Origin of the sequence: Pseudomonas fungipugnans (assembly GCF_029955235.1) — a bacterium.
In the GTDB taxonomy this organism is placed as follows: domain Bacteria; phylum Pseudomonadota; class Gammaproteobacteria; order Pseudomonadales; family Pseudomonadaceae; genus Aquipseudomonas; species Aquipseudomonas fungipugnans.
On sequence record NZ_JARBWL010000002.1, the window covers coordinates 1,941,429 to 1,954,814 of the forward strand.

At 59.7% G+C, this 13,386-nt stretch carries 16 protein-coding genes; 7 read left to right on the forward strand and 9 right to left on the reverse strand.

Annotated elements, in window-relative coordinates; translation table 11 throughout:
* Positions 1 to 9 precede the first annotated feature (9 nt).
* From POF45_RS23940 to POF45_RS23950, 3 genes are all read right to left on the reverse strand, one after another.
* Positions 10 to 609, reverse strand: a complete 600-nt coding sequence (locus POF45_RS23940) for a hypothetical protein (protein WP_259500551.1) — start codon at positions 607 to 609, stop codon at positions 10 to 12.
* Between the two features lie 12 nt (positions 610 to 621).
* Positions 622 to 1,209 carry a papain-like cysteine protease family protein gene (locus POF45_RS23945; protein ID WP_259500553.1) on the reverse strand — a complete coding sequence of 196 codons (588 nt, stop codon included), beginning with the start codon at positions 1,207 to 1,209 and terminating at the stop codon, positions 622 to 624.
* Positions 1,210 to 1,477: 268 nt separating this feature from the next.
* Complete coding sequence (locus POF45_RS23950; protein ID WP_282316923.1) at positions 1,478 to 1,753, reverse strand: hypothetical protein; 276 nt, start codon at positions 1,751 to 1,753, stop codon at positions 1,478 to 1,480.
* Between the two features lie 168 nt (positions 1,754 to 1,921).
* Here POF45_RS23950 and POF45_RS23955 point away from each other — a divergent pair, with 168 nt between their 5' ends.
* Positions 1,922 to 3,838 carry a tyrosine-protein phosphatase gene (locus tag POF45_RS23955; RefSeq protein WP_431978617.1) on the forward strand — a complete coding sequence of 639 codons (1,917 nt, stop codon included), beginning with the start codon at positions 1,922 to 1,924 and terminating at the stop codon, positions 3,836 to 3,838.
* A gap of 118 nt (positions 3,839 to 3,956) precedes the next feature.
* Here POF45_RS23955 and POF45_RS23960 read toward each other — a convergent pair whose 3' ends face one another.
* Positions 3,957 to 4,691 (reverse strand): DUF899 domain-containing protein, encoded by a 735-nt coding sequence (locus POF45_RS23960; protein WP_282316924.1) that lies wholly within the window; start codon positions 4,689 to 4,691, stop codon positions 3,957 to 3,959.
* 176 nt (positions 4,692 to 4,867) lie between these two features.
* On the opposite strand from POF45_RS23960, the gene POF45_RS23965 reads away from it, so the two are divergent.
* Positions 4,868 to 5,260 (forward strand): transcriptional regulator, encoded by a 393-nt coding sequence (locus POF45_RS23965; RefSeq protein ID WP_259500559.1) that lies wholly within the window; start codon positions 4,868 to 4,870, stop codon positions 5,258 to 5,260.
* A 61-nt stretch (positions 5,261 to 5,321) separates the two neighbouring features.
* On the opposite strand, the gene POF45_RS23970 is transcribed toward POF45_RS23965, so the two are convergent.
* The 3 genes from POF45_RS23970 to POF45_RS23980 all read right to left on the reverse strand — a co-directional run bounded on the left by POF45_RS23970 (position 5,322) and on the right by POF45_RS23980 (position 7,375).
* A complete protein-coding gene (locus POF45_RS23970; protein ID WP_259500561.1) occupies positions 5,322 to 6,191 on the reverse strand; it encodes a DUF6279 family lipoprotein in 870 nt (289 codons plus the stop codon).
* A 68-nt stretch (positions 6,192 to 6,259) separates the two neighbouring features.
* Complete coding sequence (locus POF45_RS23975) at positions 6,260 to 6,976, reverse strand: TorF family putative porin (RefSeq protein ID WP_259500564.1); 717 nt, start codon at positions 6,974 to 6,976, stop codon at positions 6,260 to 6,262.
* A 210-nt stretch (positions 6,977 to 7,186) separates the two neighbouring features.
* Positions 7,187 to 7,375: a PFL_1563 family small protein gene (locus POF45_RS23980; protein ID WP_172668627.1), complete on the reverse strand. Its 189-nt coding sequence runs from the start codon at positions 7,373 to 7,375 to the stop codon at positions 7,187 to 7,189.
* A 350-nt stretch (positions 7,376 to 7,725) separates the two neighbouring features.
* On the opposite strand from POF45_RS23980, the gene POF45_RS23985 reads away from it, so the two are divergent.
* The 3 genes from POF45_RS23985 to POF45_RS23995 all read left to right on the forward strand — a co-directional run bounded on the left by POF45_RS23985 (position 7,726) and on the right by POF45_RS23995 (position 10,103).
* Positions 7,726 to 8,562 carry a CvfB family protein gene (locus tag POF45_RS23985; RefSeq protein WP_259500566.1) on the forward strand — a complete coding sequence of 279 codons (837 nt, stop codon included), beginning with the start codon at positions 7,726 to 7,728 and terminating at the stop codon, positions 8,560 to 8,562.
* Between the two features lie 46 nt (positions 8,563 to 8,608).
* Positions 8,609 to 9,004: a DUF2177 family protein gene (locus tag POF45_RS23990; RefSeq protein ID WP_282316925.1), complete on the forward strand. Its 396-nt coding sequence runs from the start codon at positions 8,609 to 8,611 to the stop codon at positions 9,002 to 9,004.
* Between the two features lie 166 nt (positions 9,005 to 9,170).
* A complete protein-coding gene (locus POF45_RS23995; RefSeq protein WP_282316926.1) occupies positions 9,171 to 10,103 on the forward strand; it encodes a DMT family transporter in 933 nt (310 codons plus the stop codon).
* Here POF45_RS23995 and POF45_RS24000 read toward each other — a convergent pair.
* Positions 10,048 to 11,226, reverse strand: coding sequence for an MFS transporter (locus POF45_RS24000; protein ID WP_259500572.1), 1,179 nt, complete (start codon positions 11,224 to 11,226; stop codon positions 10,048 to 10,050). The two genes, POF45_RS23995 and POF45_RS24000, sit on opposite strands and share 56 nt — an antisense overlap.
* Positions 11,227 to 11,330: 104 nt before the next feature.
* Between POF45_RS24000 and ptrR the strand changes: the two genes are divergently transcribed.
* Together ptrR and POF45_RS24010 are read left to right on the forward strand one after the other, a co-directional pair.
* Positions 11,331 to 12,224 (forward strand): putrescine utilization regulator PtrR, encoded by an 894-nt coding sequence (ptrR, locus tag POF45_RS24005; protein WP_259500574.1) that lies wholly within the window; start codon positions 11,331 to 11,333, stop codon positions 12,222 to 12,224.
* A 138-nt stretch (positions 12,225 to 12,362) separates the two neighbouring features.
* Positions 12,363 to 12,491 (forward strand): PA1414 family protein, encoded by a 129-nt coding sequence (locus POF45_RS24010; RefSeq protein WP_003184145.1) that lies wholly within the window; start codon positions 12,363 to 12,365, stop codon positions 12,489 to 12,491.
* Positions 12,492 to 12,579: 88 nt separating this feature from the next.
* Here the strand turns inward: POF45_RS24010 and POF45_RS24015 are convergent, their stop codons facing one another.
* Positions 12,580 to 13,305 (reverse strand): MBL fold metallo-hydrolase, encoded by a 726-nt coding sequence (locus tag POF45_RS24015; RefSeq protein WP_282316927.1) that lies wholly within the window; start codon positions 13,303 to 13,305, stop codon positions 12,580 to 12,582.
* Positions 13,306 to 13,386: the final 81 nt, after the last annotated feature.

The window sequence follows — 13,386 nt, forward strand, 5'->3', positions numbered from 1 at the left end:
CAGCAGCGGTCAGCTCCCCAACAGCCCGGTGGTGTCCGCATCAAAGCGCTGTTTGGCCTGATGAGCTTTCGGGCCCAGCAGCGCCAGCACAGCCGCTTCGCTGTACAAGCGGGTGACCGCCAGATCCTTGGGGGTCGGCTCGATCGGGATCAGCACGTCGCTATTGCCGTCATGCAGCCAGATCGCCACAAAGTGCAGTGCTGAAACATACAGCACCCGCAGCTCAACGGTTTTACCTTGCAGCGATGGCGACTGCTCCGCCAGTTTCAACGCGCCCACCGTAGCGGCCGCCATGGCCCCGTGGTTCAGCGAGGAAAACTCGACATGGCCACGCACTTCGGCCAACTGCGCGTCGGCAATCGTGACGCCATCGGAAAACACCAGGTAATGCCAGTCGCCGGTCGTGGCGTCTTTCAAGGTTTTGCCCTGGCTCAAGTCTTCCAGCGTGAGCGAGTAGCCGCGATATGCCCCACTGAGGCTGATCTTGCTGGCCTTGGCGTTGGCAAACTGCCGGTTGATGCCGAAGCCTTGGGTCTGCAGCGCGGCTTGCAGCACCGGACGCAGGGTTTGCACGCCGTTGGAAGGCGCCTTTGGATAAGTCAGTTGCATGATTGTGCCCTCCTAGTTTTTACGGGTGAAGTAAGTGTTGGTCCAGTTGCCGCCGCCGTTGTACGAACCGGGGAACGAATTCAAGGCGCGAGTCGAGTAGCCGTAAATCGAATCCGCGATCTGCAAGTAGTTGCCATTGGTGCCATAGATCGTCAGGAAGTGTGCACCGCCGCCGTACCAGGCACAGCGCAGGCCGACGGGACGGCCCATGTTGATCTGGTTTTCGATGGCCGACAGCTGCAACGACCCCTGATTCATACCGTTGAAACTGCGGGTGGTTTGCAGGGCCGAATCCAGATAGCCATACACGTTGCACGGCCCCGGTTGATTGCAACACGAGTTGCGGCCCAGTTCGGCGTTGGCCACACCGCACTGAGTCCAGGACCCGGTGCCGTAATAGTTGCCGACCGACGAGGAAACGGCCGCCCAGCACCAGTTGCTCTGGGTTTGTGGCTGCATGTTGAAGTTGAGGCTGGCGGAAGCGCGCAGGGCGTGTTCGGCATCTACTTCCACGTCCGCCAGATGCGGGTCGAGCAGGTGATCGGCCATGCACAGGGGCATTCCTTCACCGGTGAATCGGGTTGCTTCAGTGGTTAACATTTTTCAATCCTCCATGAGTGAAAACAAGCGTCCAGCTTGTGTGTTTTGTTGCGGTATTACCGAGCTTTCGGGGTCTGTGGTTTGCCATCTCGATGGCGCGTTCCGATCCGCTCTCGAGGTAACCTTAGAAGTGGATATGCGCTTATGCAAATAAATAAATGCATTTGTGCATTATCTGGATCAAAAGATCGCAGCTTGCTGCAGCGCCTATGCCTGTTTGTGTAGGAGCTGCTGCAGGCTGCGATTTTTTGATCTTGCCGTTAAGCGCTCAACCCTCGACTTTCTTGTCCGCCGTATCCAGCTCCTTGAGCCGTTGATCAATCAACTGGCACTTGTCTGGCAGATCCGCGCTGGCCGTGCCCAGGTCCATCTTCTGCAACTCTTCGTTTATTTCCTTGGCTTTCTGCGGATTTTGTTCTGTGAGTCGGGACACTTCCTGAGCCAGTTGCTCACGCTTGGCAGTGGCTTCTTCAGGGGTGCAGGCCCAGACGGGGAGGGTGCAGGCGAGGGTGGCGATGACGGACAACTTCAACAGGATTTTCATGGGGGGCCTCGGGATCCGTGTTGGGCAGTTAACCGGTTGAGGCTGCTGGGGGTTGAAAGTTCAAGTCGTCATTTTGTACACAGTTTTTAATTATGTTTGTCACATTTACAAAACATTCCTGTCCCAAACTCGCCTTCGCTTTCATTCCAAAAACACTAAGGCGAACCCGTGACTCCTTCCTTCAAACTGTCCCTGGCTTCTGTGCTCTGCCTGCAAACCGCTACCGCATTGGCCGCCAGCACACCGCTGAACACCCCTGTCCTGAGCGGTATCGACAACTTCCGTGACGTCGCCGGCACTACCACCGCGTATTCCACCCGCCACGGCGGGACGATGCGTGGCGGGGTGTTTTACCGCTCCAACGCATTGACGCCAGCCGGGTCGGATCTGGCGGTGTTGAACTCGCTGAACATCAGCAACGTCTTCGATCTGCGCACCCCGGCCGAGATCGCCGGTACACCGGATACGCTGCCGGCGGGCGCTCGTTACACCAACATCAACATCATCGGCACGGCGTCCAGTGACAGCTTCATGCCGACCTCGGCGGCGGCTGCGCGGAGCATGTTGCAGAACATGAACCGCACGTTTGTCACCGACAGCGGTGTGCGTTCGCGGTTTGCGCAGTTGTTCCGGGATCTGGCCAGCAGTGAGGACGCCGCATTGTTCCACTGCACCGCCGGCAAGGATCGCACGGGGTGGACGGCGGCGGTCTTGCAGACCCTGGCCGGTGTGGATTCGGCCACGGTGATGAGTGACTACCTGGCGACCAACACCTACACCGCCGCACGGGTGTCGGCGACCCTGGCGCAGATGAACAAGTTGTCGCCGGCAGCGGCGGCGATTTATGCACCGCTGCTGGGCGTGGAAGCCAGTTACTTGCAGGCCGGGCTGGACCAGGTGACCGCCAGTTACGGCACCATGGACAACTATCTGAAAGAAGGTCTCGGGCTGGATCAGGCGACCATTTACGTGTTGCGCGGCAAGTTGGTGAAGTACGCGCTGTTGCCCGGTGAGCCGGACCTGAGCGGCAATGCCGCTGCCGGCGCCGGCTTGCTCAATGCCTTGCAGGACTCGCCGCTGTCCGGTCGTTACACCGCTTACAACTATTACCTGCAATCGGCGATAGACGCCGGTACGTTGGGCGGTGTCGAGTCCCGAGTCGGTGGCCAGGTCCATGCGGATGCGGCCAGTTACCTGTTGCGCCAGCCGGCCCTGATCGATGACACGATCCGCCCGTATATCGCCGGCAACACCTTGCAGGCTGGGCAGTCGTCGCTGTGGATGAGCGCGCTGGCGGGCTACCTCGGCACCGACGGTTCAAACCGGGTCGCCAGCAGCGGCGAGCACTCTGCTGGCACGCTGGTGGGGGGCGTGCATCGCTTCGACGCGCAGACCAGCGCCCATGGCGAATTCGGCTACAACCAAGGGTCGATAAGTGCAGCAGGCGGCACCGTCAAGACTGACAGCACATTCGTCAGTATCGGTGGGCGATACGGCTTTGCGGACCTGGAATCGGGCCTTTATGCCGCCATTTTGGCCAGTGCCGGCTATATCGATTACGACAGCAAGCGCGATCTCGGCGGCGGTCTGGGCTCGGCCAAGGGCGATACCGACGGTTCGTTTTACAGCGCCAAGGCCAGTCTCGGTTACCTGACGATACAGGGGCCGCTGCACCTTGAGCCTGAAATCGGCGTGCGGGTGGCTCATTTGAATCTCGATGGCTTTCAGGAAAAGGGCAGTGAGCTGGCGCTGGATGTGGACAGCGTCGGCCAGACCGTGACCAGCCTGGTGACCGATCTGAAGGTGGGTTTCGATCCTCGACCGATGGCCGACTGGCGGCTGACGCCAGCATTGAGCCTGGGCTACGAGCGGGCGTTGAGCGATCCGCGCGTGACTGGCAAAGGCACTGTCTACGCGATTGGCATCGAGCAGGAGTCGGCGTTTGCTTCGCGCAATCTGTACAAGGCGGGGCTGAACCTGACGGCGACGCGTGGGGTGGTCAGTCTGGGGGCGGATTTGAAGGTGATGGGTGGTGGAGACAGTAGCGGCGTCGGGGGCAATCTGAGCGCCAGTATTGCTTTCTAGGCGTTGATCGCTTTGGGGATTGGCTTGCTTGCGAAAGCGGTGTTTCAGTCAATATCAATGTTGGCTGTTTGGCCGCTTTCGCGAGCAGGCTTGCTCCCACATTTGCTTGATGTCGAGGCTATTTTTCGTGGCAGCAACTGGCTTTGGCTGCTCCGTCATACCGGTCGTGATGCCGTACCCAGTCCATGATTTCGTCCTCGTTGCGGCCCTTGGGCGTGAGGTCGAGGTAGTTGTAGGCACCGACCAGCAGGTCCAGGCCGCGGGCGTAGGTGGAATAGGTGTGGAAAATTTCACCTGCATCGTTGCGATAAAACACGCTGAGCCCGGGGAGTTCTTCCTCGGCGCCGTCGGATTTTTCATAGTTGTAGGTGGCCGTTTTCGTCGCGACTTCTTCTGCATGGGCGCAAACGCCGAAGTCGTAGTTGAAGTCGCTTCCCTCTGACGAGACCCAGTCGAATTTCCAGCCCATGCGTTTCCTGAAGTCCTGGAATTCGGCGAGCGGGGCGTGAGAAACCGCGACCACCGCGATGTCGTGGTGGGCCAGGTGCTGGTTGGCACCATCGATATGGTCGGACAGAAACGAACAGCCGGGGCAGCCTTCGTCCCATCCGCTGGCGAACATGAAGTGGTAGACGATCAACTGGCTGTGGTCGCCAAACAGCTCGGCCAGGGTCTGTTCGCCGTTCGGGCCCTGGAAGCGATAGTCTTTGTCGATTTTTACCCACGGCAGCGCGCGGCGCTCGGTGCTGAGTTTGTCGCGCTCTCGGGTGAAGGCCTTTTCGTGGGTCAGATGCTGCTTGCGGGCGGCGAGCCATTCGTCTCGCGACACGACGGGATGATTCTGCATGTTCATGACGATTTCTCCTGCGGGCGGCTGGGAGGTGACTGACAAAGACTAGTCGTTTGGTCCACTCTTCAATCGACATCCCGCCCGTCGGTAGGCCCTGAAATCCCGGCTGAACGGCTACGTGCCGCGCCGGTCACAACTATGAAGGCCATCTCACTTTCTGGCTTGGAGGTTGAATCAGGATGACGACTTATAACTGGGATTTGATTGAGCGCTTGCTGCACGAAGTGCAGAACAGCGCCGGTCACAGCTTTACGCCAAGGCCCTACGCCGAGCAGCATGCGGCGGAAAAAGCTGAGGAAGGCGAGCCTATTGGTAACCTCGATCACCTTAAAGTGGTCGCAACCGAGTACGAAAAGTTACTGCTGGACCGAGGCTTTATCGAGTCGCGGCCAGAGGATGAGGGCGGTAACGGCGAGAACTTTATTTTGACGGCGCGTGGCTCGAGCTTGTTGAGCCTGATCGACAGCAGCATTCCGGGCAATGATCATCCGCGCCAAGTGCTGGATGAGCAGGCGGACGCGCTGGATGAGGCGACGTTTGATGAGGTGGCGTCGAAGGCACAGATTGCTTGATGCCGATTATCTAATGTGGGAGCGAGCAGGCTCGCTCCCACAAGGGGATGTGTGTTTTTTTTCAACTTCGCTTCGTGGCTTTCAGACACTTCAAATCATTGAAGTCCTTGCGCACCCCGTCAATCTTCTTCAACAACCGCTGCCGTTGCGCCGGCGTGCTGGTGGCCATCAAATCAACGATCAACCCTCGCGCCTGCGCCTCGGTGTTGGCGTAGGCCTGACGGTAAGCCGGTGTCCATAAACTTTCCCGGTTCACCAGAAGCGTCTCGATCTTTTGCGGGAAATCGGCGCTCTGGCGCTGCGCCACCGCCGCGCTGAACTGTTGCTGCCAGTGAACACGATTAGCCAGCCACTGCTGATTCTGATCGCCCAAGGCGTTAGACCACGTCACTACTCGCTGTTCCTGGCTCGGGCTCAGGGAGCCGAGCCAGTCGTTGAGGCGTTTGTCCATGCGCTGGCTGCGATCCTTGATTTGCTCGGCCAGCGACGGTTTCAGGTATTCGTCCTGGCGCTTACGCTGGTCCTTGGCGAAGGCGTCGTTCATGTCCGCCACTTGCTTGTCGTCCAGGCCCTGTAACAACTCGATGGCGGACGGAGTGATTTCGCGGGCGGTCTGGGCGATGGCCGCTTTGGCTTCCTGGGTGCGCGCTTGCAGTGCCTCGTCGGTCACTTGATTGGTCTCGACCATCGCCTGCAAGCGATCCAGCCAGTCGAGGTAGCCCGGCAATTGTGTGGTGCAGTGCCAGCTCAGGTGTTCCTTGAGGCGTTCGTTGAACCAGCCTTTTTGCTCGCCGTTCATGTCGAGGTAGTCGCTGAGCGTCCACGGGATGATCACGTCGAGGTTGCGATAGGCCAGCCCGACACGGCTGCATGCGGTGATAGTGAGGCTGAGGGTGATGAGCATCAAGAGGTGCTTTAACCGGCGCGTCATGAGCGAGTCCTTGCGAAGGCGTAGGTTCTCTTTATGTGAACGCAGGATGAGCCCGGCAGTTCAGCCGATCAATAGAAGGCCCGTTCGGCCTTGAGGGTCAACAAGCCGTCGCACTGGCTGTTGTGCCCGGAGTAGGCGGTGCAATCGTTGCCGCTGAGGCTGGAGTCGCTGTAGATCAGGTCCAGGTCAACGCCCATGAAGGCGCGTGACAGTTGCAGCGACCAGTCGTTGAAACTGCCCACCGTGCCGCCGTCCACAGAGGCCGGCGTGTTGAGCTGGTGGGTGGTGTATTTCATGCTGATCCCGACGCCGAATGGCTGATTACCGCCCAAGTCAGCGAACAGGGTGCTGTTCTGTTTGTCCGGGTCGTTGCTGAAGGCCGCACCGAAGCGGCTGCCCAGTACGGTCAAGCCGCCAAAGAATTCCTGGCTGTCGAGCGTGTCCACTTTCGGATAGCTGTAGTGGATCATGCCGATTTCGTAGCCGAGGGTTTTGTCGAAGGGCTGTTTAAACCCCATGTAGGAGTCGACTTCGAGATTGCTGCCGGGGCTCAAACCCATGCTCGGCGACCACTGGCCGACGTACCAGCCGCTGTCATGACCCAGGTCGAGACCGCCATGGAACGAGCCGGTGCTGGCCGGTTTTACCAGCCCTTGGGCCATGCTGCGGGCGGGCGTAGTGCCGAGTTTGAGGTCGAAGTCACCCCATTCACGCTGGAAGATTTGCGCGTGGGCGAGCGAACACGACAGCAAGGTGCCGAGCAACAAGAAAGAGGGTTTGAGCATGCGTCACTCCATGAACAGCGAGAGAGCAGGAATCAGAAACCTGTCGAAACGCTTGATCCAGACGTGTGCAAGCATACCGGCGAATGATCGGCATCGAGGGCCGTTCGTCGATTTATGAAATATTGATGGGTTCAGCGAGGGTGTTGCGAGGTGGGTTCCAGTCCAGACGCTTCGAAGCTCAAAGCGCCTATGGACCAGTTAACGCAGGTCTTACTTTTTGCCCAGCGTGATCTGCTTGGACGGGCCGAATGTCTGGCCGCTGACGCCTTTGGCGATTTGCTGGATTTCGCCGCCGGACTTGAGGAACGCAGCAATCTGGCTGTTGATCGATTCGCTGGTTTCAACGGCTGGAGCTGGCTTTGCTTTGCTGTTGGATGCTTTTACACGCATGGCGGCCATTAACCTGTAGAAAATTAACTTGGCCAGGCATAGTACAGGAAATACTTGACAATTGCTTGGTAAATATCCCCCTGAAATAACCGATGCGGTGACTCGATTATTCACCAGTCATTGTTTGAAATATCCGCCTAAGCCGCTGTTTTCAAATAAGAACGCAGGCTATGAAGAAGCGTGTTTTTTGCCGTGCAGGCGGGTCGGGAGGGCAGGATCGGCCTGACGAGCGGCCTTCGTACCTCTAAAAAAACCGTGAAAATCAAAGCCCGCCAAGGATTTTCTTGCGCCACCGGGCCGGGTGCCGACCGCCGCCCGTAAAAGCGGGTAGAATGCCGCCACGCAATGAGGGTATTGAAATGGCTTTAATCGGGCGCTACAACAGTTTGCAAGTGGTTAAACACACTAACTTCGGTTTATATCTGGACGGTGGCGCGGATGGCGAAATCCTTCTGCCTAATCGTTATATCCCCAAAGATATTCCCAGCGAAGATGAAGATTGGCTGAACGTTTTTATTTATCTGGACAGCGATGACAAACTTATCGCCACCACTGAAAAACCCAAAGTTCAGGTCGGTGAATTTGCCAGTTTGAAAGTCGTTGAAGTCAACAGCATCGGCGTGTTCCTGGATTGGGGCTTGCCGAAGGATCTGTTGCTGCCGTATTCCGAAGAAAAACGCCAGATGACCGCCGGTGAATATGTGGTGGTGCACGTCTACCTCGACAAGCACACCCGTCGCATCACCGCCACGGCGCGCCTGGACCGTTATCTGGACAAGACGCCGGCCAGCTACACCCCGGGCCAGGAAGTTGACCTGCTGGTTGCCGAAGCCACCGACATGGGCTTCAAGGCGATCATCAACAACAAGCACTGGGGCCTGATTCACAAGAACGAAATCTTCAAGTTCATGCGCGCCGGCAAGGAAGAGAAGGGGTTTATCAAGGAAGTGCGCAGCGATGGCAAAATCAGCCTGAGCCTGCAACCGGTGGGCGAAGAAGCGGCCACCAGCCTGAACTCGAAGATCCTCGCCAAACTGCGTGACAACAATGGCACCCTGCCGATCAGCGACAAGAGCGATCCGACGCTGATCAGCAGCATGTTCGGCGTCAGCAAAGGCAACTTCAAGAAGGCCATCGGCGCGTTGTACAAGAACGGCCAGATCGTCATTCATGCTGATCGCATTGAACTAAGCTGACCTCGCGCCGGCCCCATGTAGGGATATTACATGGGGTTGGACTGCGATGAAAAAAGCCTTGTTCGCCTACGCTGGCACCTTGCTGGCGTTTCTTGTGCTCGACGGGCTCTGGCTCGGCGTGCTGATGGCGCCGACCTACCGCGCGCTGCTCGGTTCGTTGATGCTCGACCAACCGCTGCTGGCTCCGGCAGCGTTGTTCTATCTCCTATATGTCGTCGGTTGCGTGGTGTTCGTGGTGTTGCCGGCGATTACCTGGCGGCGCGCTGCTTGCCTGGGCGCATTGCTCGGGCTGGTGGCGTACGGCACCTATGACCTGAGCAACTGGGCGACATTGCGAGGCTGGTCGGCGCAGTTGGTGGTGATCGACATGTTTTGGGGTGCGTTCGCCACCAGTGTTGCCAGTTCCGTCGGCTACTGGCTGGCACGCAAGGCTGGGGCATGACGCAACCCGCCATTTAAAGGTCTCTGACAGGCGGCATTTTTTGCCCGCCTGGTTGATAATCGACGGCATGACCTCTCGCCCCGGCGCTGCTTGTTCAACAAGCAGGTCGGGGCTTTGTATTTTACTGTCGAGTGCCTGCCATGGATTGTGTTGTCGAGGTGTTTCGGTGAGCGCCACACGGCGTAACGCCGACGGGTTTGCCCTGCAGGTGATGATCGGCTTGTGCCTGGTCTGGGGTGTGCAGCAGGTGATGATCAAATGGGCCGCGCCGGATATCGCACCGGTCATGCAGGCGGTCGGGCGCTCGGGCATTTCCGCGTTGCTGGTCGGTCTGCTGATCTGCTGGAAGGGCGGCTGGGATCAAGTGGGCAGCACCTGGCGCGGTGGCCTGTTGGCGGGCGCGTTGTTCGGCCTGGAGTTCTTCTTCATTTCCGAAGGCTTGCAACTGACCACGGCGGCGCACATGTCGGTGTTCCTTTACACCGCACCGATATTCACCGCGCTGGGCGTGCACTGGCTGCTGCCCAGTGAGCGTTTGCGACCGCTGCAATGGCTGGGAATTGTCCTGGCGTTTATCGGCATCGCCATCGCGTTTGCCGGGGGCGTTTCCTGGGACAACCTTGACCACCGCATGCTGATGGGCGACGCACTGGGCGTGCTGGCCGGCGCGGCGTGGGGCGCAACCACGGTGGTGGTGCGGGCTTCGCGGCTGTCGGAAGCGCCAGTGACCCTGACCTTGTTCTACCAACTGATTGTCGGTTTTGTCGGCCTGCTGCTGATTGCGGTGCTCAGCGGTCAGGTCACCCATGTCAGCCTGACCCCCGTGGCGGTAGCCAGCGTGCTGTTTCAGGGGCTGGTGGTTTCGTTTTGCAGTTACCTGATCTGGTTCTGGCTGCTGCGCCGGTATATGGCGGCGAACCTGGCAGTGTTTTCGTTCATGACGCCGCTGTTCGGCGTCACTTTCGGTGTGGTGCTGCTGGGCGAGGAGCTGAGCCTGAACTTCATCATCGGTGCCGTGCTGGTGCTGCTCGGCATCACGTTTGTCAGCGCTGAGCAGTGGATGCGCCGTCGGCTGCGCAAAGCCCTCGGCCAACAGTGACCGGGCTGAGCAACAAGCCGCCGGCGATGAGCAAACCGCTGCCGGCGACGATCAGTGCCGGTTGCAAACCGCCGCTGAAATGACTGCTCAGCGCCGCCAACAACGGCCCGCACAGTTGACCCACGGCAAAGCAGGCGGTCAGCAGCCCGGCATTGCGCTGGGTGGCGTGGGGCGCCAGCTCCCGGGAGCGTTGCATCACCAGCTGCATGCAGGCCAGGAACGGCGTCCCGCAGAGGATCACCCCCAGCGCCAGCCCCGGACCACTGCCCAGCAGGCAGGCAAATACCCCGGCGGCTTGTAGCCACAAAGTCGCCATCAGCCAGTGTCGGGTGGCGTTCGGATTGTGCCGACGCAGACTCACCAGCACCACGCCGAGTGCCGCCGCCAGGCCGAAGCAGGGCCAGAACAGATCCGCCTGCCATTGCCCATGGAACTGTGCGCTGGCCATTTGCGAGAGGAAAGTGGCCGGGATGATGTAGCCCAACCCGTACAGACCATAGATCAGCGGCAAACGTCCGACACCGGGATTGCCCGAGGACGCGCTGGCCGGTGCGTTCGCCTGGACGCCTGGCTGCGGCAGGAACGGCAGAATACCCAGCAGCATCACCAGCCCGACAGCGGCATACACCAGCCACAAGGTCGCGGAGGTTTGCTGCAAAAGGTTCGAGCCCAGCGCCAACAGCCCTGTCAGAAAAATCCCCAGGCCCGGTCCGGCAAAGACCAGTGCCCCGAGTCGCGGGCGACCTGCCGCCGCCGCCAATGGCTGGCTCAGGGCGGTGATCATCACCAACACCCAGGCGCTGGCCACCCCGGTGCCGAAACGCAGCAGCAGATGGGTCCAGAACCCGTTGGCCCAGAACGAAGCCAGGGTCAGCAGCACGCACAGCCACAAGCCGCCGAGCAGACGCCGGCGCACTTGTTCAGGGCGGTGCGAGAACATCGCATCCACCGCACCGACGAAATAGCCGAGGTAGTTGGCGGCGGCAATCAGACCGGCGGCGGTCAGGTCGATCTGGCCTTCGCTGATCAGGTGCGGCAGTTGCGGCGTCAGGGCGAAACGCCCAATGCCCATGGCCATCATCAAGGCGATAAAACTGGCGGTTAAGCGAATCAGCGGGGACATGGTCCAGGCTCCTGTTCGAGGATCAATGACCGTCAGGCTAGGACTGATTGACTTTCTTTAAAAATGAATAATAGTGAGTAACTTGTTCTGATTTGGAGAATAGTGTGGAATTCAGCCAATTGCGGATTTTCCAGGCGGTAGCGCAAGAGGGCTCGATCACTCGCGCCGCCGAACGCCTGCACCGGGTGCCGTCGAACCTGTCGACGCGCCTTAAACAGCTGGAAGAACAGCTGGGTGTAGAGCTTTTCGTTCGTGAGCGTCAGCGTTTGCAGTTGTCACCTGCGGGAAAAGTCCTCTTGGACTACACCGCCAGGCTGTTTGCCTTACACGACGAAGCGCACGCGGCGGTGCAGGGCGGACAGCCGGCCGGGGACTTTGTGTTGGGCACCATGTACAGCACCGCGGCGATTCACTTGCCGGGTCTGTTGGCCCGTTATCACCGCATCTACCCGGCGGTGAACCTGCAAGTACAGTCCGGGCCCAGCGGCGAATTGCTCGAAGGGCTGCTCACCGGGCGTCTCGATGCGGCGCTGGTGGACGGGCCACTGGAGCTGGCCGGGCTCGACGGCGTGCCGTTGTGCGACGAACGGCTGGTGCTGATCAGTGAAGCCGATCACCCGCCGATCCACAGCGCATTGGATGTCGAGGGGCGCTCGGTATTTACCTTTCGTCAGGGCTGCTCTTACCGCATGCGCCTGGAAGCCTGGTTCGCCCACGACCACGCGGCCATGGGCCGGGCGATGGAGATCGAGTCGTATCCGGGGATGTTGGCGTGTGTGATTGCCGGCTCGGGCGTGGCGCTGATGTCGGAGTCGATGCTGGCCAGCCTGCCGGGCCGCGAAAGCGTGGCGGTGCACCCGTTGGCCGAGCCGTTTGCCCGCGCCACCACCTGGCTGATGTGGCGCAAAGGCATGGTGGGCGCCAACCTGAACGCGTGGATCGAGCAGCAACAGGCGGTTTATCCGGCAGCGTCGATGCAGGCCCGGGACAGCGCTTGAACTAATGCCCAAGGATTTGGATCAATTCAGTAACAGATCATTGCGATCTTCGGCGAGCATTGCGTAGGACTTCGGACTATTATCAGTGCGAAGTGGCTACAGAATTACGCCACCCGGCACTACCCTGAAGGGGGCACCATGAAAGAGAAAATCCAAAACTGGCTGCACGACCTCGGTGTCGCACTCGGTTTGATCGAACCGCCTCTGCAACCTGTGCCTATTCGTACGGACGACGAACAGCGCCGCCGCCAGCCGCGTCGGCGGTAAGGCTTGAAGATCGCAGCCTTCGGCAACGCTTGTGCCGAGGTTGCGATTGGGTGTGTTTGTGCAGGGGTTGGCGCAGGCTGCGCTCTTTTCAGCGGTGCACCCGCAACCACTCATCAATCATCCCCCGCAAACGCTCCCCCGAAAAACTCCCGAAATGCCCGCCATGCACCGTGCGGATCGGCAGCGTCTGCAAGCGTCGCAAGCTGCGCGCGTAGTCGTCGAGATTGGAGTGATAGGCGTCTTCGATCAACGGCCCGTCGTAGATGATGTCGCCGCTGAACAGCGTCTCGCTGGCCGCCTCGTACAAGCTGATCCCGCCCGGTGAATGCCCCGGCGTGTGCAACACTTCCAGCACCCGATCCCCCAGATCCAGCACATCACCTTCCTCGATCAGCCCGGTGGCCGGCGCTGCCTTGACGCGGTATTGGGCGTAGCACAGCGGGCAATCCGGGTGCGCCTCGAACATCTCGTCACCGACAAATGCCGTGGCTAACGTGTTGTCGCCGTCCGGTGAGGCGAGGATTTGCGCCTCAGCCGGATGCACCAGCCGTTCGGCAAACTCATGATGCCCGGCAATGTGGTCAAAATGGCAATGGCTGGCCACCGCGACCAACGGCCGCTCGGTGATCCACGGCAATTGCTCGCGCAGGCTCACCAGTCCGGAACCGCTGTCCAGTAGCAAGTCCTTGTCGCGGCCCTGAATGTGCCACAGGTTGCAGCGATAGAAGGGCCGGATGTACGGCTCGTGAATCAGGCGGATGCCGTCGCTGAGCTGTTTGACCTCGAACCACTGATCGCGGCTGACGATCTTCATAAGCAGATTCCTTCAGACGAAAAAAAACGAGTGTGACAAGTGGGAGGACCCGCCCGTGTCACACTCGTCGAAGAAAGCATC